This is a genomic window from Curtobacterium sp. ODYSSEY 48 V2, assembly GCF_023712625.1.
Taxonomy (GTDB): domain Bacteria; phylum Actinomycetota; class Actinomycetes; order Actinomycetales; family Microbacteriaceae; genus Curtobacterium.
This window is the reverse complement of the sequence record NZ_JAMAXX010000002.1, coordinates 484,025-504,296: the sequence shown is the minus strand read 5'-3', so window position 1 is coordinate 504,296 and position 20,272 is coordinate 484,025. Positions and strand designations below refer to the sequence as shown.

The window sequence follows — 20,272 nt, the reverse complement described above, 5'->3', positions numbered from 1 at the left end:
GACTCGAAGGTCACCAGGTCTCCATGCGCCGATCCCTCCGCACCGCCGTCGCCACGAGCGCGGCACTCCTCGTCGTGTCCACCGTCCTCACCGCGGCGCCGGCCGACGCGCACGGCTGGACGCCGCCCGCTCACGGCCCCGACTCCTCGCTCGCCCCGAGGACGCACTTCACGATGGCCGCGGACGGCTCCTCCGGCGCCACCGAGGGCGGCGAGGGCATCCCGAACATCGACTCCGTCAAGAAGACCATCGCCACCTACTACGGCGACCCCGGCACCGGACTCGCGAACCGAACCGACTCCCCCTACGTCCGCGAGGTGCGGTCGATCGTCGACCGCGAGACGCGCCAGCTCCGCCGCATCCACGACCGCGCCGTCCGGCACGGGCAGCGCCCGGCGATCGTCCTCGACGCCGACGACACCACGCTGTGGACCTACGACATGGAGGTCGCGGACATGCACTTCGTCTTCGACCCCGCGCGCCAGGACGAGTGGGTGCAGGACCAACGCTTCCCCGCGACCCCGTCCATGGTCGGCTTCGTGAACCGCGCGCAGGCGATGGGCTTCACCGTGTTCGGCCTGACCGGCCGCAACGACGACCAGAAGACGGCGACCGTGCAGAACCTGGCGAAGGTGGGCTACACGGCCTTCTCCGAGGACCACTTCTTCACGAAGTGGACCGGGACCGGCGCGTCCCAGCAGCCGTCCTGGATCACCTGCGCAGCCGCGAAGTGCACCACCGTCGAGTACAAGGCACTCACCCGGAAGCACATCGAGCAGGACCTCGGCTACGACATCGCACTGAACGTCGGTGACCAGTGGAGCGACCTGCAGGGCGGGTACGCCGACCGGACGCTGAAGCTGCCGAACCCCACGTACTCCCTGCCCTCGGCGGACCTGCCCGGCGTCCGCGAACCCCGCCTCGCCCCGAGGACCCACTTCACGATGGCCGCCGACGGCTCCTCCGGCGCCACGCAGGGCGGCGCGGGCATCCCGAACATCGACTCCGTCAAGAAGACCATCGCCACCTACTACGGCGACCCTGGCACCGGACTCGCGAACCGCACCGACTCCCCCTACGTCCGCGAGACTGCCCGGCTCGTGGCACGGCAGGCCCCCGCGATCGCCCGGCAGTGCGCCGTCGCCCGGCAGCAGCACCGCAACCCGGCGATCGTCCTGGACGCCGACGACACGACGCTGTGGACCTACGACATGGAGGTCGCCGCGATGCACTTCGTGTTCGATCCCGCACTGCAGGACGAGTGGGTGCAGGACCAGCGCTTCCCCGCGACGCCGGGCATGCCGACGCTCGTCGCCGCCGCGCAGCAGGCGGGCTGCACCGTCATCGGCGTGACCGGTCGGAACGAGGCGCAGCAGGACGCCACCATCGCGAACCTGCACGCCGTCGGTTACCCGCAGTTCGCCGCGACCACCGACGGGAACCGGACCTACTACACGAAGTGGACCGGCACCGGCAGCTCCCAGCAGCCGTCGTACGTCACCTGCGCCGCCGCGAAGTGCACGACGGTCGAGTACAAGGCGCAGACCCGAGCGCACATCGAGTCCCCCGCCGGCGGCGGGTACGACGTGGTCGCGAACCTCGGCGACCAGTACAGCGACCTGCTCGGCGGGTCGTCGGACCGGAGCATCAAGCTGCCGAACCCGACCTACTACCTGCCCTAGCCGGACCGCTCGGCAACGACGGAACCCCCGGTCGGACACTGTCCGACCGGGGGTTCCGGTGTCGAGCCGCCTGTCGGAATCGAACCGACGACCTATTCATTACGAGTGAATCGCTCTGCCGACTGAGCTAAGGCGGCGGACGCTCCGTTCCCGGAGCGGCACGAGCAATGACTATACAGGTTCAGACGAGCGAACGCGAAACGAGCGCGCCGAGCTCGTCGAACGACCGCTGGAGCTCCTCGGTCAGCTGCGTCTCGGTGGCCCCGTCGGACCACTCCCACCAGGCGTGTCGGAGCGCTGCCAGCGCCACCACCGAGGCGAGCCGGGCGCGGCGCCGCAGCGCGTCCGGGTCCGACGCCAGGTCCGGCTCCGTGTCCGCGAGCCGCCCCGCCACGGCCTCCTCGATCTCGGCCTGGAACTCCTTCATCGAGGCCATCCGCCGCGTGAACAGCTCCGGAGCGGCGCGGAGCACCTGCTGCCGTTCCGCGAGCAGCCCGCGTTCCTCCACCAGCTCGCCCGTCGCGTGCACGAGCAGGGTGCCGAGGTCGGACAGGAGCTCGCCGCTCGGTCCCCCGGCGCGGAAGGTGTCGAGCGCCGGTCCCGTCGGCAGCGTCGGGTCGTCCCCGAGGAGCGCCTGTTCCTTGCTCGGGAAGTAGTTGAAGAACGTCCGCGGGGACACGTCCGCTCGTCGGGCGATCTCGTCGACGGTGACGGCGGGCCAGCCGGAGTCGAGTGCGATCCGCAGGGCGGCCTGCTGGATCGCGAGACGGGTGGCGCGGCGCTTGCGCTCACGCAGTCCGGGTGCGGCTTCGGGCATGTCGCGATCTTCTCACGGTGGTCGGGGCGATCGGCTGCGGGATCGCGCAGGGTCCGGTGGGTGGAGGCTGACCGGCCGGGAGGCTCGGCGCACGCCCGCCCCGCGACCCCGGTCGCCAGGGGGCCGGTGTCACGGCGGTCCGGGTCGCGCGGGTCAGCGGGCCATCGGCTGACGCGGGTCAGCGGGTCGCGCGCGCCACGGTCACGAGCAGCGCCTCGAGCGCGAGCAGTGCCGCGACGTTCGCCGCGATCCGCGAGCGGGCGAGCGACACCGCGTCGAGCACCTCGAGCGCCGCGGACGGCGGCACCACCTCGAGCGCCCGGTCCAGCTGGTCGCGCATCGACAGGTTCACCGGCTCTGCCGGCGCACCGAGGCCGAGCAGGAGCAGGTCGCGGTACAGCGACGAGACGTCGACGAGGATCCGGTCGAGTCCGTCGCGCAGGCTGCGGGTCGCCCGGCGCTTCTGGTCCTCCTCCAGCGCCCGCAGCTGCGACCGCAGCGCCGGTGGCACCGTGCCGCCCGGCTCCACGCCGAGCGATCGCAGGGCAGCGTCACGCTCCTCGCCGTCCCGCTGCTGCGTGATCGCCTTGGCGTCCTCGTCGGCGACCGCCAGGAGCTCGGCGGCGGCCATCACGGCGTCGCCGACCGAGCGCACCCCGAGCACGGTCTCGAGCGTCCGGCGACGGCGTGCGCGGGCGTCCTCGCTCGTCGCCAGTCGCTGCGCCATCCCGATGTGGCTCTGCGCCTGCCGCGCGGCATCGGTCGCGAGGGCCCGGTCGACCCCGGTCCGGGCCACGATGAGCTCCGCGACGGACGCGACGTCGGGCACCCGGAGCCGCACCGAGCGCACGCGGGACCGGATCGTCGGCAGCAGGTCCGCCTCGCTCGGCGCGCACAGGATCCACACCGTCCGCTCCGGCGGCTCCTCGAGTGCCTTGAGCAGCAGGTTGGAGGTGCGCTCCGTCATGCGGTCGGCGTCCTCGATGATCACCACGCGGTACCGACCGACCGAGGGCGAGTAGTACGACGACGTCACCAGCTGACGGATCTCGTCGATCGTGATGATGACGCGTTGTGTGGTGAGCACCGACACGTCGGGGTGCGTGCGCGCGGTGATCTGTCGCAGGGCGTGGTCGTCGTCCGCTCCGGCACCGACCAGGGCGGCAGCGAAGGCGGTGGCGACGTTCGACCGGCCGGACCCGGGCGGCCCGGTGATCAACCACGAGTGGGTCATGCCGCCGGTCCCCTCGGGAGCCTCGGCCGCACTGCGCAGGGCCGCGACGGCGTCGTCCTGTCCGGTCAGGCCGTCCCACACGCTCACGAGGACATCCTGTCAGCAGCCACCGTCACACCGGACCGTCCTCGTCCGCGATCCCGACGACGGCACCGACCGCGGCCCGGACCGCGCGCTGGACCGTGTCGGCAGGCTGCCCGGCGTCCACGACGAGGAAGCGTTCCGGCTCCGCAGCAGCAGCGTCCAGGAAGGCCCGTCGGACGGTCTCGTGGAACGACGCCGCCTCGGACTCCAGCCGGTCGAAGACGTCGCCCCGAGCTGCCGCGACCCGGCTCCGCCCGACCGTGACGTCGAGGTCGAGCAGCACCGTCAGGTCCGGGAGCAGGCCGTCGGCCGCCCAGTCGGACACCGAGCGGATGCGCTCGGCACCCAGACCCCGTGCAACGCCCTGGTAGGCCACCGACGAGTCGATGTACCGGTCCTGCAGGACGACCTCCCCCCGGGCGAGCGCGGGGCGGACGACCGTCTCGACGTGGTGCGCCCGGTCCGCGGCGTAGAGGAGGGCCTCGGCGCGCGCCGAGACGTGCCCGCGCTCGTGCAGCACCATCTCGCGGATGCGCTGCCCGAGCTCCGTGCCGCCGGGCTCACGCGTGCGGACGACCGTCCGACCGTGCTCCTCGAGCCATCTGCTGAGGAACTCGGCCTGGGTGGTCTTGCCCGCGCCGTCGCCGCCCTCGAGGGTGATGAAGCGCCCGGTCACTTCTTCTTGGCCGCGGTCTTCCGCGCCGGCGCCTTCTTCTTCACCGGCCCCTTGGCACGCTTGTCCGCGAGCAGCTGCACGGCACGGGCGTGGTCGACGGTCTCGACGTCCTCGCCGCGCGGGATCGTCGCGTTCGTCTCACCGTCGGTGACGTACGGACCGAAGCGGCCGTCCTTCACCTTGATGGGCTTCCCGGACACGGGGTCCGCCTCGAACTCCTTGAGCGCGGCCGTGGCAGCGCGTCGGCCGCCGTACTTGGGCTGCGCGAAGAGCTCCACCGCACCGGGCAGGTCGATCTCGAAGATCGCGTCCTCGCTCGGCAGCGTGCGGGTGTCCGTGCCCTTCTTGATGTACGGGCCGTAGCGACCGTTCTGCGCCGTGATGTCGTCGCCGGACTCCGGGTCCTTGCCGACGACGCGGGGCAGGTCGAGGAGCTTGAGCGCGGTCTCGAGGTCCACGGTCTGCGGGTCCATCGACTTGAAGAGCGACGCGGTGCGTTCCTTCGGCGCCGCGGCCTTCTTCGTCGTCTTCTTCGCGGGGGCCTTCGCGCCCTTCGCGGTGGTGGTCGCCTGATCCGCGGCTGCGGGTGCTGCATCGGCGGCCGGCTCGGTGACCTCGCCCGTCGACGGGTCGACGGTCGGTTCGGGCTCGGGGGTGCGCTCGGTGACGTACGGCCCGAAGCGACCGTCCTTCGCCAGGACCTCCTTGCCCGTCTCGGGGTTGATGCCCACCACGCGGTCGCCCACGACGGGTGCCTCGACGAGCTCGCGGGCCTTGTCGGTCGTCAGCTCGTCGGGCGCCAGGTCCTCGGGCACGTTGACGCGGCGGGGCTTCTCGGGGTCGTCGCTCGGCACCTCGATGTAGGGGCCGTACCGCCCGATCCGCAGGGTCAGACCCGGCGCGAGCTCGACGGAGTTGATGTCGCGCGCGTCGATCTCGCCCAGGTTGTCGATGACGGTCCGGAGCCCGCGGTGGTCGTCGCCGCCGAAGTAGAAGCCCTTGAGCCAGTCGGTGCGGTCGGCGTCGCCGCTCGCGATGCGGTCGAGGTCCTCTTCCATGCCGGCGGTGAAGTCGTACTGCACGAGGTCGCCGAAGTGGTCCTCGAGGAGCCGGACCACGCTGAACGCGATCCAGTTCGGGACGAGGGCACTGCCGCGCTGCGTGACGTACCCGCGGTCCATGATCGTCGAGATGATGGCGGCGTAGGTCGACGGACGACCGATGCCGAGCTCCTCGAGCGTCTTCACGAGGCTCGCCTCGGTGTAGCGCGGCGGAGCCGACGTGTCGTGGCCCTTGGCCTCGACCTCGGTGACGCCGAGGTGGTCGCCCTCGGCCATCTGCGGGAGCTTGGCATCGCCGTTCTCGCCCCCGCCGTGGCGCTCCTCGTCGCGGCCTTCCTCGTAGGCGTTGAGGAAGCCGCGGAAGGTGATCACGGTGCCCGACGCGGTGAACTCGGCGTCCGTCCCGTTCGCCGTCGAGGCGACCCCTGCGACGCTGTCGGTCGACGTGATGCCGAGGACGACCGACGCGGTCGACCCCTTGGCGTCGGCCATCTGCGAGGCGACCGTCCGCTTCCAGATGAGGTCGTAGAGCTTCCAGTCGTTGCCCCGCAGCACGCCGTTCATCTCGGACGGGGTGCGGAACGTGTCGCCGGCGGGGCGGATGGCCTCGTGGGCCTCCTGCGCGTTCTTGCTCTTGCCGGCGTAGCTGCGTGGCTTGTCGGGGATCGTCTCCGGCCCGTACAGCGCCGAGGCCTGCTTGCGCGCGGCGGTGATCGCCTGCTGCGACAGCGACGAGGAGTCCGTACGCATGTAGGTGATGTGGCCGTTCTCGTACAGCGACTGCGCGACGCTCATCGTCTGCCGAGCGGAGAAGCGGAGCTTGCGAGCCGCCTCCTGCTGCAGGGTCGACGTCGTGAACGGTGCGGCGGGCCGACGGGTGTACGGCTTCGACTCGACGCTGCGGACGACGGCGTCGCCGGCCCGCTCGAGCACGGTGGTGAGCGCCGCGGCCGAGGCCTCGTCCAGGCGGACGGCCTCGCCCTTGAGCGAGCCGCGGTCGTCGAAGTCGCGACCCGAGGCGACACGGGTGCCCTGCAGTCGGGCGAGGCGCGCCGCGAAGGCGGTGTCGCCGACCTTCTCGAACCGAGCCGTCAGGTCCCAGTAGTTCGCCGACACGAACGCCAGGCGCTCGCGCTCCCGGTCGACGACGAGTCGCGTCGCCGCCGACTGCACACGACCGGCGGACAGCCCGGGGCCGACCTTGCGCCACAGCACCGGCGAGACCTCGTACCCGTAGAGACGGTCGAGGATGCGGCGGGTCTCCTGCGCGTCGACCAGGGCGGTGTCGAGCTCACGGGTGGCCTCCTTCGCACGCTGGATGGCCTCCTTGGTGATCTCGTGGAACACCATGCGCTTGACCGGCACCTTCGGCTTGAGCACCTGCAGGAGGTGCCACGCGATCGCCTCGCCCTCGCGGTCCTCATCTGTTGCGAGGAAGAGCTCGTCGGCGTCCTTCAGGGCGCGCTTCAACTCGGTGACGGTCTTCTTCTTCGCGTCGGAGACGACGTAGTAGGGCTCGAAGCCGTTGTCGACGTCGACCGAGAACTTCCCGAGGGAGCCCTTCTTGAGCTCAGCCGGCAGGTTCTTGGGCTCGACGAGGTCGCGGATGTGTCCGACGGACGCCTGGACCTCGTATCCGTCGCCGAGGTATTGCGCGATCGTCTTCGCCTTCGCAGGGCTCTCGACGATCACGAGCTTCTTCGTGCCTGGCACGTGACTCCTTGATCGATGGTGCGCGCCGGCCCAGGACCGCAACGGTGTCCGGGTCGACCGGGACAACGGTGACCGGGGGCCGACGTGCACACCATACACACACTGGTCGGGCAGCCCGCGTGGCGGCCCGGCGACGGCCACTGCGCTCACGGCGAACGGTCCGGAGCCCGCCACCGTCCGGACCCGGGCGGCGGAGCCCGCGGTGGCGCAGGCGTCGAGTGCGGCACCGTTGGCGCGTGCCACGCGTCCGGCGACGGCGCAGGGGGCGCCGGGAAGACGGTGCACGAGCACCGCAGCGGCGGCGAGCACTGCGGCGTCGGCGGCGGTGCGCGTCCGTTCGAGCAGCACGCGCGTCCGAGCACCGGCGAGCGCCGCGGAGCCGACGAGCAGCGCGAGCGCCAGCACGGCGACGAGGGCGACGGTCACCGAACCGCGGTCCGGTGCCCTGCGGACCGCGACGGTCCCGGTCGGCCGCACGCGCCGGTCGGGTCCCGACGGCCGCGTCATCCGCCCCCTCCTGCCGCGCAGCCGGTCGCGCGGAGCGGCAGGACCGCGAAGGGACCGGCCGGGGTCCCCTGCACGTCCACGCACACCAGACCGTCCTCGTGGCGGACCCGTGAGGTGGAACCGGGCACGGTGGCGAGTGCCGCGGCGGCCGTCCGCTCGTCGTCGCGCCCGAGCGCCCGTGCCGCCGTGCCGGCGACCGACCCGAGCCGCCCGGCACGGTCGACCAGGACCACGCCGGCGACCAGGGAGACCAGGACGAGGGCGACGACCGGGAGCCCGACGGCGAACTCCACGGTCACACTGCCGCGGTCGGACGCGGACGGACGGAGCCCGGTCACGGGACCAGTGCCCCGCGGACGAGGTCGGTCAGGATCTGCTGGACCTCGCCCGAGCGCATCACGGCGACGAGCACACCGGCGAACGCCACCGCGGCGAGGATGACGACGGCGTACTCGGCGGTGGCCGACCCGTGGTCGTCCCCGGGGCGGCACCGACGACGTCCGGCACCGGGACGAGCGGGGACGTGCACGCTCGCGGCCCACCCCCGGGCCACGCCCGACGCGTGTCCCGGTGACGGCGCCGGTACCCGTGTCGGCTGCGGAGGTGTCGAGTCGGTCATGGGGTTCCCCTCTCTCTGTGGTGGTCCCACGTTCGCCCACCGGGGGGCACCGTCCGACGCTCGGCGGGTCGGTCTGTGGACGGTTCAGCGGAGACCACCGACGGTGGAGGAGAGGACCCCGACCACGACCGGCACGACGCCCACCAGGACGAACGCCGGCAGGACGCACACGCCGAGCGGCAGCACGAGCCGGACGGCCAGTCGCTCCGCCGCAGCGAGGCCCGCCGCAGCGGCGTCGTCCCGGGCGTCCTCGGCAGCGGCGCGCAGCAGCTCCGCGGCGGGCACCCCGGCGCGACGACTCAGGACCAGCACCTCGTGCAGTCGCGCCGCCTCGACCCCGTCACCGGCGGTTGCTCCGAGGGCTCCACGCACGGCTGCTTCCGCCGACTGCCACGACCCACCACCGGTCAGCGCCACCGCCCACGCGTCGAGCAGGATGCCCGGCACGTGCCCGTCCGGCGTCACGGCGTCGACCAGCCGTCGGGTCCAGCGCTGCCCGACGAGCACGAGTCCGGCCGCCGCTGCGCAGCAGATCCAGCCGACCGGCCGGGTGAGGAGCACGACGAACGCGTCCGCACCCCACACCGAACCGAGTCCGAGCCCGAGGAGCGGCAGCGCCAGCACGACCCGAACACTCGTGCGCGGTCCGGAGAGGGCGACCCGGACGGCACGGTCGGCCGCGGCTGTCCGACGCATCGCCGCGGCCAGGGCACGCAGGGCACCGGCAGAGGGCGCCCCGGTCCGCTCCGCCACCTGCAGGACGAGACGGACGTCCTGCCAGGCGGGAGCGTCGGGCTCGGGCACGCCACCCACGAGGGCCCAGGCCCGCGGTGGTGGCACACCCGCACCGACGAGCACCGCGACCCGGTCCAGCACGCGCGCGGCTCCAGCAGCGTCCGGACCGACCCGACGGCGGCGGGGACTCACGGGCCGGCGCGCCCGACCGGGCGGACCTCGAGCCGCCCGTCGCGGTCGATCCCGCACGTCCCGACCGCCGTGATCCCCCGCCACGACGACCGCCGCTCGACGTGCACGACGAGGTCGACCGCGCTGACGACCTGTCGCGCGAGCGCCTGCGGGCCGAGCCCGGCCAGCGCCCCGAGGGCCTCGAGCCGCGCTCCGACGTCGGCGAGACCGTTCGCGTGCAGGGTGCCGGCCCCGCCGTCGTGCCCGGTGTTCAGGGCCCCGAGGAGCTCACGGACCTCGGCACCCCGGCACTCCCCCACCACCAACCGGTCCGGGCGCATCCGGAGTGCCTCGCGCACGAGCCGGTCGAGCCCGAGCGCACCGGTGCCCTCGGCGGTCGCCTGTCTCGCCTCGAGCGTGACGACGTGCGGGTGCTCGACCCGGAGCTCCGCGGTGTCCTCGACCGTGACGATCCGCTCGTCGTGCGGCACCGCGCCGAGCATCGCCGCGAGCACGGTCGTCTTCCCGCTGCCGGTGGCGCCCGTGACCAGGACGTTGCGCCTCCGGGCGACCGCGTCCTCGAGCACGGCCCGGGGGACGACCCGGAAGGCACCGAGGCGTTCCAGGCCGGCGAGCGTCGGGCGCTCCGGCCGCGGCAGCCGGACGGACAGCGCGGTGCCGCCGACGGACACCGGCGCGAGGACGACGTGCACGCGCACCCCGTCGCCGTGCCGCACGTCGGCGCACGGCGTGGTCTCGTCGACGTGGCGGCCGCCGAGGGCGACGAGCTCGGCGGCGAGCGCGCGCGCACGCCGCTCCGGGAGCTCCGGGCGGACGCGTTCGAGGCCGCGACCCCGGTCGATCCAGGTGCCCTGCCCGCCGACGACGAGCACGTCGGTCGTCTCCGCGTCCGCGACCAGGGCCGCGAGCTCCTCGAACACCGACGGATCGAGGGCCCTGCGCCGCCGAGCACGCGCGGCGCCCGGCAGGAACGGCACGCCGCCCGGCTCAGCAGGGACGCCGGGACCGGTGGCGTCGTGATCGGCCCCGGGGGCGTCGGCTCGGTGGCGGTGCATGCGGTCGACGCTAGGTCGGTCGGCGGCGGCCACGTCAGGAATCGGTATGTCGTGTGGACGGCTCCCGCTCGACACCCTCGAGGTGCCGTGTTGTACCCCGTTACGCAAAGCCGTACCCCGTTCGGTGTCCGCAGGCGACCGTGCGGAACCGACGGCACCGGGCCGGGCGGCCGGTCGCCCGGGCACCCTCCGAGCGGACGCCGTCGCGAGCGGCCCTGCAACGAGGACGTGGACAAGTCTGTCCACTCTTCGGCACCAGGACGCCGATCGAGCCGTGCCACCCGGACACGCTGCGCAACAGGCGTCGGGGAAAAAGAAGAGGCGGCACCTGTTGGGGGGAACCGGTGCCGCCTTGACATCGGTGGATTGGGGGGAATCCGGCCCGGTGCCACCGGAAACGAGTCCGGCAGGAACCACTGTACCCCATGACGACCCGTGCTCGGCAACCCCTCGGCCGGAATGTCCGCGGGGCCCCGCAGCACGGTCCCGCACCGGGGGTAGTCTCCGACTGCACCCCAGCCGCAACGATGCGAGAGGACACCGATGTCCACACCGACCCAGGCCGACGAACGCCACGAGGACGGCCCGACCTTCGCTCCGCCGGCGGACTTCGTCGCGGACGCCGTCGCGCGGGAGGACCTGCACGAGGCGGCCGCCGCCGACCGCGAGGCGTTCTGGGCGGACCAGGCCCGGACCCTGCTCGACTGGCGCACACCGTTCACCCGGACACTCGACTGGTCGGGCGCGCCGTTCGCGAAGTGGTTCGACGACGGCACCCTCAACGTGGCCGAGAACTGTCTCGACCGGCACGTCCGCGCAGGCAACGGCGACCGGGTCGCGATCCACTTCGAGGGTGCACCCGGCGACACGCGTCGGATCACCTACGCGGAACTCACCGCCGAGGTGCAACGCGCCGCGAACATGCTCACCGACCTCGGCGTCGCGCAGGGCGACCGCGTGGTCGTCTACCTGCCGCTGATCCCGGAGGCGGTCGTCACGATGCTCGCCGTCGCCCGGATCGGCGCCGTCCACTCGGTCGTCTTCGGCGGCTTCAGCGCCGAGAGCCTGCGCGCCCGCATCGAGGACGCCGGCGCGAAGCTCGTCGTCACCGCCGACGGGGGCTGGCGGCGCGGCGCGGTCTCCCCGCTGAAGCCCGCGGTGGACGAGGCACTGGCCGGCGAGGGCACCGACTCCGTCGAGCACGTGCTCGTGGTCAGGCGCGGCGGCAACGACATCGCCTGGAACGACCGCGACCTGTGGTGGCACGACGAGCTCGCGAAGGCAGCCCCCGAGCACGAGGCGCGGGCGTTCCCCGCCGAGACGCCCCTGTTCGTGCTCTACACCTCGGGCACCACCGGGAAGCCGAAGGGGATCGTGCACACCTCCGGCGGCTACCTGACACAGGCCGCCTACACGCACCGGAACGTCTTCGACATGCACCCGGAGAAGGACGTCTACTGGTGCACCGCCGACATCGGCTGGATCACCGGGCACTCCTACGTCGTCTACGGCCCGCTCGCGAACGGCGTCACGCAGGTGCTCTACGAGGGCACCCCGGACGAGCCGCAGCCCGGCCGCTGGTGGGACATCGTCGACAGCTACGGCGTCACCGTCCTCTACACCGCGCCGACCGCCGTCCGCGCCGCGATGAAGGCCGGCCGGCAGATCCCCGAGGCGCGGAGCCTCGAGTCCCTCCGCCTGCTCGGCAGCGTCGGGGAGCCGATCAACCCCGAGGCGTGGCAGTGGTACCGGCAGGTCATCGGCCACGACCGGACGCCGATCGTCGACACCTGGTGGCAGACCGAGACCGGCGCGATCATGATCTCGGCGCTGCCCGGCGTGACGAAGCTGAAGCCCGGAGCCGCACAGACCCCGCTGCCGGGCATCGTCGCCGAGATCGTCGACGAGGAGGGCCACCGCGCCGACCCCGGCGAGAGCGGCTACCTGACGATCACGGAGCCGTGGCCGTCGATGGCCCGTGGCATCTGGAACGACCCCGACCGCTTCGTCGAGACCTACTGGAGCCGCTTCCCCGGCCGCTACTTCGCCGGCGACGGCGCGCGGCTGGACGGCCAGGGCGACATCTGGGTGCAGGGTCGCGTCGACGACGTCATGAACGTCTCCGGCCACCGGCTCTCCACCGCCGAGATCGAGTCGGCGCTGGTGGGGCACGAGGGCGTCGCCGAGGCCGCCGTCGTCGGTGCCGCGGACGAGACGACCGGCCAGGCCGTCGTCGCGTTCGTCATCCTGACCGCCGAGGCGGCCGAGGGTGCCGACCGCGACGCGGTCGCGAAGGAACTCCGCGACTGGGTCGGCAAGCGCATCGGTGCGATCGCGAAGCCCCGGCAGGTCGTCGTGGTCCCGGAGCTGCCGAAGACCCGCTCGGGCAAGATCATGCGTCGCCTGCTGCGCGACGCGGCCGAGGGCCGTCGCATCGGCGACACGACGACACTCGCCGACCCGACGATCATGGCGACCATCGCAGAGCTCATGTAGCCGGAACGACGCGAGCCGCGCCTCCCGACCGGTCTGGAGGCGCGGCTCGCGTCAGCTGCGTCGCTGACGGTCCGTCAGTCGGTGAGCTCCACCACCAGCTCGACCTCGACCGGTGCGTCCAGCGGGAGCACGGCCACGCCCACCGCGCTGCGCGCGTGGACGCCGGCGTCCCCGAACACCTCGCCGACGAGCGTCGACGCGCCGTTGGCGACCGCCGGCTGCCCGGTGAAGGACGGGTCCGACGCGACGAACACCGTCACCTTGACGACCCGGGCGACCCGGTCCAGCGAGCCCGCGACCGACTGCACCGCGGCGAGGGCGTTGAGCGCGGCCACGCGCGCCTGGGCGGTGGCGGCGTCCGCGTCGACCGCGGCACCGACCTTGCCCGTGACCGACAGCGCCCCGTCGACGAAGGGCAGCTGCCCGGCCGTGTACACGTACTGCCCGGTGAGGACGGCCGGCACGTAGGCGGCGACGGGCGCAGCCACCTCCGGGATCGTCAGGCCGAGCTCCGCGAGGCGGTCGGCGGTGCTCACGCGTCGGCCTTCGGGCGCTTCAGGTAGGCGACGAGCCCACCCTCGGGGCCGCTGACGACCTGGACCAGCTCCCACCCCTCGGAACCGAAGTTGTTGAGGATCGCGGCCGTGTTGTGGATGAACAACGGAGCGGTGAAGTACTCCCACTGAGTCATGCGGTTCCTTGCCAGCCTTTCAGTCGTGGGCGTCGTTTAGGCTGCATCCTATGTCTGCCCAGAAGTCTGCCTCGCGGACCAAGCCCGTCTCCGCGATCGGCGCCTTCGTCGGTTTCGTCGGTTTCAGTGCGCTCGCTGGTCTGCTGGTCACGATCGGGGTCACCCCGGCGATCGCCGTCGCCGGCGTCACGACGACCTCGACCATCGGCGTGTTCGAGTCCCTGCCGGAGTACATCGAGATCGGTGACCTCCCGCAGCGCAACGAGATCTACGCCTACGCGAACGGGCAACCGGTCAAGCTCGCGACGGTCTACGACCAGAACCGCGAGGAGCTCAAGTACGACCAGATCAGCGACCAGCTGAAGAACGCCGCGATCGACGGCGAGGACAAGCGCTTCTGGGACCACGGTGGCGTCGACATGACCTCGCTCGTCCGCGCCGGCGTCGGCAGCATCGCCGGCGGCCTCGGCGAGTCCGGCGGTGGCTCGACCCTGACGATGCAGCTCGTCCGCAACATCAAGATGCAGCAGGCCCTCGAGCTCCCGTCCGAGGAAGAGCGCCAGAAGGCGTACAACGACGCCGTCGAGCAGACCATCCCCCGCAAGCTCGAGGAGATGAAGCTCGCCATCGGCCTGGCGAAGAAGTACTCGCACAAGGAGATCCTGACCGGGTACCTCAACATCGCCTACTTCGGCGACCAGACGTACGGCGTGCAGGCCGCCGCACAGCACTACTTCAACAAGTCGGCGACCGACCTCACGCCGGCCGAGGCGGCCTCGATCCTCGCGATCGTGCAGTCCCCGAACACGCGCAACCTGGCGAACGAGAAGAACTACGAGGCGAACAAGGCTCGCCGCGACGTCATCCTCAAGTCGATGTACGCGCAGAAGCACCTGACCAAGGACGAGTTCGACCAGGCGATCGCCTCGAACCCCGCGGACTACGTGCACCTGACCGAGCCGAACCAGGGCTGCCAGTCGGCGGCCGGCAACGGCGCGCAGTTCTTCTGCGACTACGCGGTCAAGGTCGTCAAGCAGATGTCGCAGCTGGGCGGGACCCAGAAGGAGCGCGACCAGGCGTGGCGCAACGGCGGGTACAAGATCCAGACGTCGCTCGACATCAACCTGAACGGGCAGCAGAAGGACCTGCTGAACACCTACGACCCGAACACCGAGTCGCGGCTGCAGCTCGGCAGCGCGCTCAACTCGGTCGAGGCATCGACGGGTCGCATCCTCACGATGGCGCAGAACAAGGACTACGACCAGTCCCTGCAGTCCCCGCCGACGGCGACGTCGATCAACTACAGCGTCGACAAGGAGTACGGCGGTTCGATCGGCTTCCAGGTCGGCTCGACCTACAAGGTGTTCACGCTGCTCGACTGGCTCAAGGCCGGGCACGGCCTGAACGAGAGCGTCAACGGCACCCCGCACAACACGTCCCAGTGGACGCAGTGCGGCTCGACGATCACGTCCCCGTGGGCTCCGAAGAACGACTCGGCGGGTGAGCGGGGCCAGTTCACCGTAGCCCGTGCGACCGCCCTGTCCGTGAACGCCGCGTTCGCGTCGATGGCCGCGAAGCTCGACCTGTGCGACATCCGGCAGACGGCCCAGGACCTCGGTGTGCACTCCGCCGACGAGAAGACGGAGCTGAACGCGTACCCGTCGTCCATCCTCGGGACCAACAACATCGCCCCGCTGACGATGGCTTCGGCCTACGCGACCATCGCCAACGGCGGGACCTACTGCGCCCCGATCGCGATCGACCAGGTCACCGACGCCTCCGGCAAGGAGCTCGGCGGCCAGCCGAAGCAGTGCAAGCAGGTGCTCGACCCGAGCGTCGCCGCGACCGCTGCGTTCGCGATGCGTGGCACGATCCAGTACGGCACAGCCCAGGGCGCCCAGACCCCGGACGGCACGCAGCTGTTCGCGAAGACGGGTACCACCGACGACGCCGACCAGATCTGGCTCGTCGGCGCGAGCTCGAAGGTCGCGACCGCCTACTGGCAGGGCAACACCGACGGCGCGAAGAACAACCTGCGTCACTACTACAGCCCGGGTGGCTACGGCTCGTACGCGTCGCAGCGTGCGCACGTGTGGCAGCAGGCGATGATGCCGATCAACCAGCTGCACCCGGCCGACCCGTTCCCGACGCCGTCGCAGACGGCGCTGCGTGGGAACAGCGTCAACGTGCCGGACGTCCGTGGCAAGACCGCGGACGCGGCCCGCGCGACGCTCGCCGGGGCCGGCTTCACCTACGTGGACGGCGGCGCGCAGCCGGGCGGTGGCACGCCGGGCACGGTCTCGTCGACCTCTCCGGGTCCGGGGTCGCTCCTGTCGACCGGATCCAGCGTGACCGTGTACACGACCGACGGCAGCCAGACGACGGTGCCCCAGGTCACCGGCAAGAGCGTCGGGGATGCCCGCAACGTCCTGCAGGAGTCCGGCTTCACGAAGGTCGCCCTGTCCGGCGAGTACGCGAAGGGCGACGACGGCAACAAGTGCACCGTCGCGGCGGTCGACCCGGGCGAGGGCACCGCGGTCGGGAAGGACGCGCCCGTCACCCTGCAGCTGTTCGGCAACAAGGACGGCAAGGCACCGAAGGACTGCAAGTGAGTCGCGGTCGCGCCGCGCTGGGAGTGATCGCAGCGGGCGCGGCCGTCGGAGCGGCGACGGCGGCGTGGGGTTCCCTCGTCGAACGTCGCCGCTTCGGCATCCGCTGGGAGACCGTCCCGGTGCTGCCGCCGGGGTCCCGGGACGTCACCGTCCTGCACCTCTCCGACATCCACATGGCGCCCTGGCAGGCCGACAAGCAGCAGTGGCTCCGCGACCTGAGCCTGGTCGAGCCGGACTTCGTCGTGAACACGGGCGACAACCTCGGGCACCCCACGGCCAACACCGCCGTCGAGTACGCACTCGAACCGTTCCGCGGTGTCCCGGGCGCCTTCGCGCACGGCTCGAACGACTTCTACGGCCCCTCGCCGCGGAACCCGTTCAAGTACTTCACCGGCCCGAGCAGCCACCCCACCGGTCGCCGTCCGGTCGAGCTCGACATCGATCGGCAGACCGCGTTCTTCGAGTCGCTCGGGTGGCTCGACGTCAACGACCAGGCCCACGCGATCGAGCTCCGCGGGTCGCGCTTCGAACTGTTCGGCACCTCGGACGCCCACCGCGACTGGGACCGCCTCGACCTGCTGCCGACCAACGTCGACGAGATGCGCAGCGCCGTGCCGTGGACCGAGGACGAGGACGGCCCCTCCCCCGTCGCGATCGGCATCACCCACGCCCCGTACCGGCGCGTCCTCGACGCCTTCGTCGACCAGGGTGCGGACATCGTCTTCGCCGGGCACACGCACGGTGGTCAGGTGCAGGTGCCCGGGGTCGGCGCACTCGTCACGAACTCCGACCTGCCCCGGCAGTACGTCAGCGGTCTGCACCGGTGGCAGCACCGTGGACACTGGTCGTGGCTCGAGGTCTCGGCGGGCATCGGCACGTCGATCTACGCTCCGGTGCGGTTCTCCTGCCGCCCCGAGGCCGTGGTCGTGACCCTCACCGCGAAGACCTCCTGACCCGAGCGGCCGCGACGCGCCCGGGTGTACCGCGAATGGTCGTGAGCACCCTCGAACGTCCGGTAGACTTTCCTGGTCGCTCCGGTTCGGAGCAACCACACCGCGGGGTGTGGCGCAGCTTGGTAGCGCGCCTCGTTCGGGACGAGGAGGTCGCAGGTTCAAATCCTGTCACCCCGACACTGTGTTGAGACAGTAGAACAGCAGGGCCCTGATCCACTCGGATCGGGGCCCTGCTGCTTTCCCGGGACGCTCCTCCCCGCCTGTGTCCGGCGACACAACGCCCGGCCGTCGAGCACGTCGACGAGACCGGGGCCGCTACGCTCGCAACCGTCATGACGATCCCCGCTCCGCTCGCCACCGTCCTCGCGGAGATCGGCGCGCACTTTCCCGAGCTCGCCGACGACCCGGTCCTCGCACAGAGCCTCCTGGACAACGTGACGTCCATGATCAGCGAAGCCCACGAGCGTTACGCGACCGGCGACGGGGCCGCGAGCGTCGTGAGCGACCGGTACCTCGACCCCGAGCACCTCGCGACCGGCGTCCTGCACGCCGAGCGTGCACAGCACCCCGCCGGCGCCATGCTGGCGGCCGAGATGCTGTTCGACGCCTACCTGCCGGTCTTCGTCGACGAGGTCGGAGCGCGCACCACGGACGAGGTCCTCCGCGCCACCCGGGCACTGCACGCGGGCGTCTGGAGTCGGTTCCCCGCAGGGGCGATCGCGTACACGGAGGCACTCCGGCAACGGGTGACCTCGACGAACCTCGACTCGCGGGAGCAGATCGCCCGCGACCTGCACGACCGTGTCGCACACGGGGTGCTCGCGGGACTGCAGCGCCTCGACCTGGTGCTGCTCACCGACCCCGCGGAGGCAGAGCGGACCGCGCAGCTCGAGTCCGCGGCGCGGCTGCTCCGAGGAGCACTGACCGACGTGCAGGACCTCGCGCTCTCCCTGCACGCCAGGGTCGGCCAGGACCGGCTGGACGACGCCCTGCGGCGGCACGTGGACGACCTGTTCCCGGGGGACGACCGCCTGGTGATCACGACGACGGGCGTCGCCGGCACCCTGCCGAACTGGAAGGCCGAGGAGGCGCTGACGATCCTCCTCGAAGCGCTGACCAACCGGCGGAAGCACGCGCCCGGGTCCGCGGCGTCCGTCGAGTTCGCGTGGTCGCCGGGGACGGTGGTCGTGACGGTGCGGGACGACGGCCCCGGGTTCGCTCCCGACGCCGTCGCCGAGGGCCGCCTCGGGCAGCGCACCATGCGTGAGCGGGCCGGTGTGCTCGGCGCCCGACTGGACGTCGAGAGCGCCCCGGGCTCGGGCACCGTCGTCCGGCTGACCGTCCCGAGGGGAGCCATGTGACCGCCGTCACCCACGTCGCGATCGTCGACGACCACCGACTCTTCCGCGAGGGGCTCGCCACGATCCTGGCAGCGGTCCCGACGATCCGGGTCGTCGCCCACGGGGAGCGCCCGTCCGACGTGCTGGACTCCCCCGAGGCGGCCGCGATCGACGTGCTCCTGCTCGACGTCGATCTCGACGGGCCACCGGCGCGGACCACCATCGCCACCGTCCGCCGCCGACACCCGCACATCAGCGTCGTCGTCCTGACGATGCACCGTGACGCCGTCCTCCGCCGCGCGCTGCTCGACGCCGGAGCCGTGGACTTCGTGACGAAGGACACCCCGAGCCGGGAGCTCGTCGACCGGATCGTCCGAGCGACCCGCAGGGGTGCGGGTCCCGTGACGTTCCCGGTCGACCTGGTCACCGACGCCCGCGCCGGCTCACCGCTCAGCGACCGCGAGCTCGAGGTGCTCCGTCTCGTCGCCGATGCGCGGTCCAACGCCGAGATCGCCACCGAACTCGGGCTCGCCGTCGGCACGGTGAAGCGGCACGTCTACAACGTCTACCGGAAGCTCGACGTCGGGACGCGCGTCGCCGCGATCACCGCCGCGACGCGCCTCGGGCTGCTGGCCTGACGGCTCCCACGGCCGGACGCCCGCAGTGGGCGCCCGTCCGCTAGACCGTCGCCCCCGCCGGCACCAGGCGGCCCTCGGCCTGCAGGGACGCCACCACGTCGAGCGCCTGGTGCCGGTAGCGCGCCTGGGCGGCACCGGGCGCGACGATCACCCCGTCGGCACCGGTGGACGCGACGAGCTCGTTGATCTTCGTGGCGACGTGCTCGCGGTCACCGTAGGCCTGCCGCTCCGTCCGCGCGGCGATGAACCGGCGCTCGAGGTCCGAGAACTCGTACGCGCGGGCCTCGTCCATCGACACCGGTTCGGGCTTGGCGCCCTGTCGCATCCGGATGAACGAGATCATCCCCGGAGCGCTCTGCTCCTCGACGATCGCAGGGTCCTCGTCGGTGACGACCTGCACACCGATGAGGGCGTTCGGGGTCTGCCGGAAGCGCGACGGGCGGAACGAGTCGCGGTACAGCGCGAGCGCCGCCTCGGTGTTGTCCGACGCGAAGTGGTGCGCGAAGGCGAACGACACCCCGAGCGCGCCGGCGACCTGGGCGCTGTAGCCCGAGGAGCCGAGCAGCCAGAACTCCGGCACGTCGCCGAAGCCCGGGACCGCGCGGATGCGCGACAGCGGGTTCGACGCGTCCATGCCGGTGAAGAACCCGATCAGGTCGGCGAGCTGCTGGGGGAAGTCGTCGACGTCGAGCCGGTCGGTGCGGCGCAGCGCCATCGCCGTCGCGCCGTCGGTCCCCGGGGCGCGCCCGATGCCGAGGTCGACGCGGTCGCCGTACAGTGCGCGCAACGTACCGAACTGCTCGGCGATCACGAGCGGCGCGTGGTTCGGGAGCATCACACCGCCGGAACCGATCCGGATGCGTGACGTCGCGGCACCGACGGCGCTGAGCAGCACGGCGGGCGCGGAGGAGGTGATGCCCGGCATGCCGTGGTGCTCGGCGACCCAGACACGCTCGTAGCCGAGCTGCTCGGCGTGCACGGCCATGTCGATCGACCCCTGCAGGGCCTCGGTGTTCGACTGGCCGTACTCGCGGGTGGCCAGGTCGAGGACGGACAGGTGCACGGTGGCGTCGCTCATGGGGACGACAACCGTCGCCGGCGTGCGCGCATTCCGCGCCACGGGCCGGCCTGGAGGCGCGGGGCGGCGCCGCACCGTGCCTCCCGTCC

At 72.1% G+C, this 20,272-nt stretch carries 16 protein-coding genes, 2 tRNA genes and 1 pseudogene; 7 read left to right on the top strand and 12 right to left on the bottom strand.

The genetic code is table 11. From position 1 onward, the window contains the following. Nucleotides 1-23: 23 nt before the first annotated feature. Nucleotides 24-1,682 carry an HAD family acid phosphatase gene (locus M3666_RS05070; RefSeq protein WP_251154649.1) on the top strand — a complete coding sequence of 553 codons (1,659 nt, stop codon included), beginning with the start codon at nucleotides 24-26 and terminating at the stop codon, nucleotides 1,680-1,682. A gap of 64 nt (nucleotides 1,683-1,746) precedes the next feature. Here the strand turns inward: M3666_RS05070 and M3666_RS05065 are convergent. From M3666_RS05065 to M3666_RS05025, 9 genes and pseudogenes are all read right to left on the bottom strand, one after another. After that, nucleotides 1,747-1,819, bottom strand: a tRNA-Thr gene (locus tag M3666_RS05065). Nucleotides 1,820-1,863: 44 nt separating this feature from the next. After that, the gene (locus M3666_RS05060; protein ID WP_066655137.1) at nucleotides 1,864-2,499 is read right to left on the bottom strand and encodes a TetR/AcrR family transcriptional regulator; all 636 of its coding nucleotides are present in this window, start codon (nucleotides 2,497-2,499) and stop codon (nucleotides 1,864-1,866) included. Nucleotides 2,500-2,677: 178 nt separating this feature from the next. Continuing rightward, complete coding sequence (locus M3666_RS05055; protein WP_251154648.1) at nucleotides 2,678-3,820, bottom strand: DNA polymerase III subunit delta'; 1,143 nt, start codon at nucleotides 3,818-3,820, stop codon at nucleotides 2,678-2,680. A gap of 25 nt (nucleotides 3,821-3,845) precedes the next feature. Next, nucleotides 3,846-4,493, bottom strand: coding sequence for a dTMP kinase (gene tmk / locus M3666_RS05050; protein WP_251154647.1), 648 nt, complete (start codon nucleotides 4,491-4,493; stop codon nucleotides 3,846-3,848). 2 nt (nucleotides 4,494-4,495) lie between these two features. Further along, a pseudogene (topA, locus tag M3666_RS05045) lies at nucleotides 4,496-7,267 on the bottom strand (type I DNA topoisomerase); the annotation flags it as partial. Nucleotides 7,268-7,770: 503 nt separating this feature from the next. Next, nucleotides 7,771-8,112: a hypothetical protein gene (locus M3666_RS05040; protein ID WP_066655141.1), complete on the bottom strand. Its 342-nt coding sequence runs from the start codon at nucleotides 8,110-8,112 to the stop codon at nucleotides 7,771-7,773. After that, nucleotides 8,109-8,303, bottom strand: a complete 195-nt coding sequence (locus tag M3666_RS05035; protein ID WP_251154663.1) for a DUF4244 domain-containing protein — start codon at nucleotides 8,301-8,303, stop codon at nucleotides 8,109-8,111. Before M3666_RS05035 ends, M3666_RS05040 begins: the two co-directional genes overlap by 4 nt. Nucleotides 8,304-8,477: 174 nt before the next feature. Then, nucleotides 8,478-9,269 carry a hypothetical protein gene (locus M3666_RS05030; RefSeq protein WP_251154646.1) on the bottom strand — a complete coding sequence of 264 codons (792 nt, stop codon included), beginning with the start codon at nucleotides 9,267-9,269 and terminating at the stop codon, nucleotides 8,478-8,480. A 47-nt stretch (nucleotides 9,270-9,316) separates the two neighbouring features. Further along, a complete protein-coding gene (locus M3666_RS05025) occupies nucleotides 9,317-10,375 on the bottom strand; it encodes a CpaF family protein (RefSeq protein WP_251154645.1) in 1,059 nt (352 codons plus the stop codon). Nucleotides 10,376-10,918: 543 nt separating this feature from the next. Between M3666_RS05025 and acs the strand changes: the two genes are divergently transcribed. Then, nucleotides 10,919-12,871, top strand: coding sequence for an acetate--CoA ligase (gene acs, locus M3666_RS05020; protein ID WP_251154644.1), 1,953 nt, complete (start codon nucleotides 10,919-10,921; stop codon nucleotides 12,869-12,871). Nucleotides 12,872-12,945: 74 nt separating this feature from the next. Here the strand turns inward: acs and M3666_RS05015 are convergent, their stop codons facing one another. Both M3666_RS05015 and M3666_RS05010 read right to left on the bottom strand, forming a co-directional pair. Beyond that, a complete protein-coding gene (locus tag M3666_RS05015; RefSeq protein WP_251154643.1) occupies nucleotides 12,946-13,407 on the bottom strand; it encodes a RidA family protein in 462 nt (153 codons plus the stop codon). Then, nucleotides 13,404-13,562 (bottom strand): hypothetical protein, encoded by a 159-nt coding sequence (locus tag M3666_RS05010; RefSeq protein WP_182046010.1) that lies wholly within the window; start codon nucleotides 13,560-13,562, stop codon nucleotides 13,404-13,406. The genes M3666_RS05015 and M3666_RS05010 overlap by 4 nt, the downstream gene beginning before the upstream one ends. A 50-nt stretch (nucleotides 13,563-13,612) precedes the next feature. Between M3666_RS05010 and M3666_RS05005 the strand changes: the two genes are divergently transcribed. The 5 genes from M3666_RS05005 to M3666_RS17015 all read left to right on the top strand — a co-directional run bounded on the left by M3666_RS05005 (nucleotide 13,613) and on the right by M3666_RS17015 (nucleotide 19,105). Continuing rightward, nucleotides 13,613-16,174: a transglycosylase domain-containing protein gene (locus M3666_RS05005; RefSeq protein ID WP_209685099.1), complete on the top strand. Its 2,562-nt coding sequence runs from the start codon at nucleotides 13,613-13,615 to the stop codon at nucleotides 16,172-16,174. Continuing rightward, nucleotides 16,171-17,127: a metallophosphoesterase gene (locus M3666_RS05000; RefSeq protein ID WP_209685098.1), complete on the top strand. Its 957-nt coding sequence runs from the start codon at nucleotides 16,171-16,173 to the stop codon at nucleotides 17,125-17,127. The genes M3666_RS05005 and M3666_RS05000 overlap by 4 nt, the downstream gene beginning before the upstream one ends. Before the next feature lie 103 nt (nucleotides 17,128-17,230). Then, nucleotides 17,231-17,304 (top strand) — tRNA-Pro (locus M3666_RS04995). 155 nt (nucleotides 17,305-17,459) lie between these two features. Next, the gene (locus M3666_RS04990) at nucleotides 17,460-18,488 is read left to right on the top strand and encodes a sensor histidine kinase (RefSeq protein ID WP_251154642.1); all 1,029 of its coding nucleotides are present in this window, start codon (nucleotides 17,460-17,462) and stop codon (nucleotides 18,486-18,488) included. Next, nucleotides 18,485-19,105, top strand: coding sequence for a response regulator transcription factor (locus M3666_RS17015; protein ID WP_251154641.1), 621 nt, complete (start codon nucleotides 18,485-18,487; stop codon nucleotides 19,103-19,105). Before M3666_RS04990 ends, M3666_RS17015 begins: the two co-directional genes overlap by 4 nt. 40 nt (nucleotides 19,106-19,145) lie before the next feature. On the opposite strand, the gene M3666_RS04980 is transcribed toward M3666_RS17015, so the two are convergent. Beyond that, complete coding sequence (locus tag M3666_RS04980) at nucleotides 19,146-20,183, bottom strand: LLM class flavin-dependent oxidoreductase (RefSeq protein WP_251154640.1); 1,038 nt, start codon at nucleotides 20,181-20,183, stop codon at nucleotides 19,146-19,148. Nucleotides 20,184-20,272 lie beyond the last annotated feature (89 nt).

Excerpts from the sequence above, each read along its gene's own strand:
- M3666_RS05070 (WP_251154649.1), top strand. The coding sequence starts at position 24 with ATGCGCCGATCCCTCCGCACCGCCGTCGCCACGAGCGCGGCACTCCTC.
- M3666_RS05060 (WP_066655137.1), bottom strand. The coding sequence starts at position 2,499 with ATGCCCGAAGCCGCACCCGGACTGCGTGAGCGCAAGCGCCGCGCCACC.
- M3666_RS05025 (WP_251154645.1), bottom strand. The coding sequence starts at position 10,375 with ATGCACCGCCACCGAGCCGACGCCCCCGGGGCCGATCACGACGCCACC.
- acs (WP_251154644.1), top strand. The coding sequence starts at position 10,919 with ATGTCCACACCGACCCAGGCCGACGAACGCCACGAGGACGGCCCGACC.
- M3666_RS05010 (WP_182046010.1), bottom strand. The coding sequence starts at position 13,562 with ATGACTCAGTGGGAGTACTTCACCGCTCCGTTGTTCATCCACAACACG.
- M3666_RS05005 (WP_209685099.1), top strand. The coding sequence starts at position 13,613 with ATGTCTGCCCAGAAGTCTGCCTCGCGGACCAAGCCCGTCTCCGCGATC.
- M3666_RS04990 (WP_251154642.1), top strand. The coding sequence starts at position 17,460 with ATGACGATCCCCGCTCCGCTCGCCACCGTCCTCGCGGAGATCGGCGCG.
- M3666_RS04980 (WP_251154640.1), bottom strand. The coding sequence starts at position 20,183 with ATGAGCGACGCCACCGTGCACCTGTCCGTCCTCGACCTGGCCACCCGC.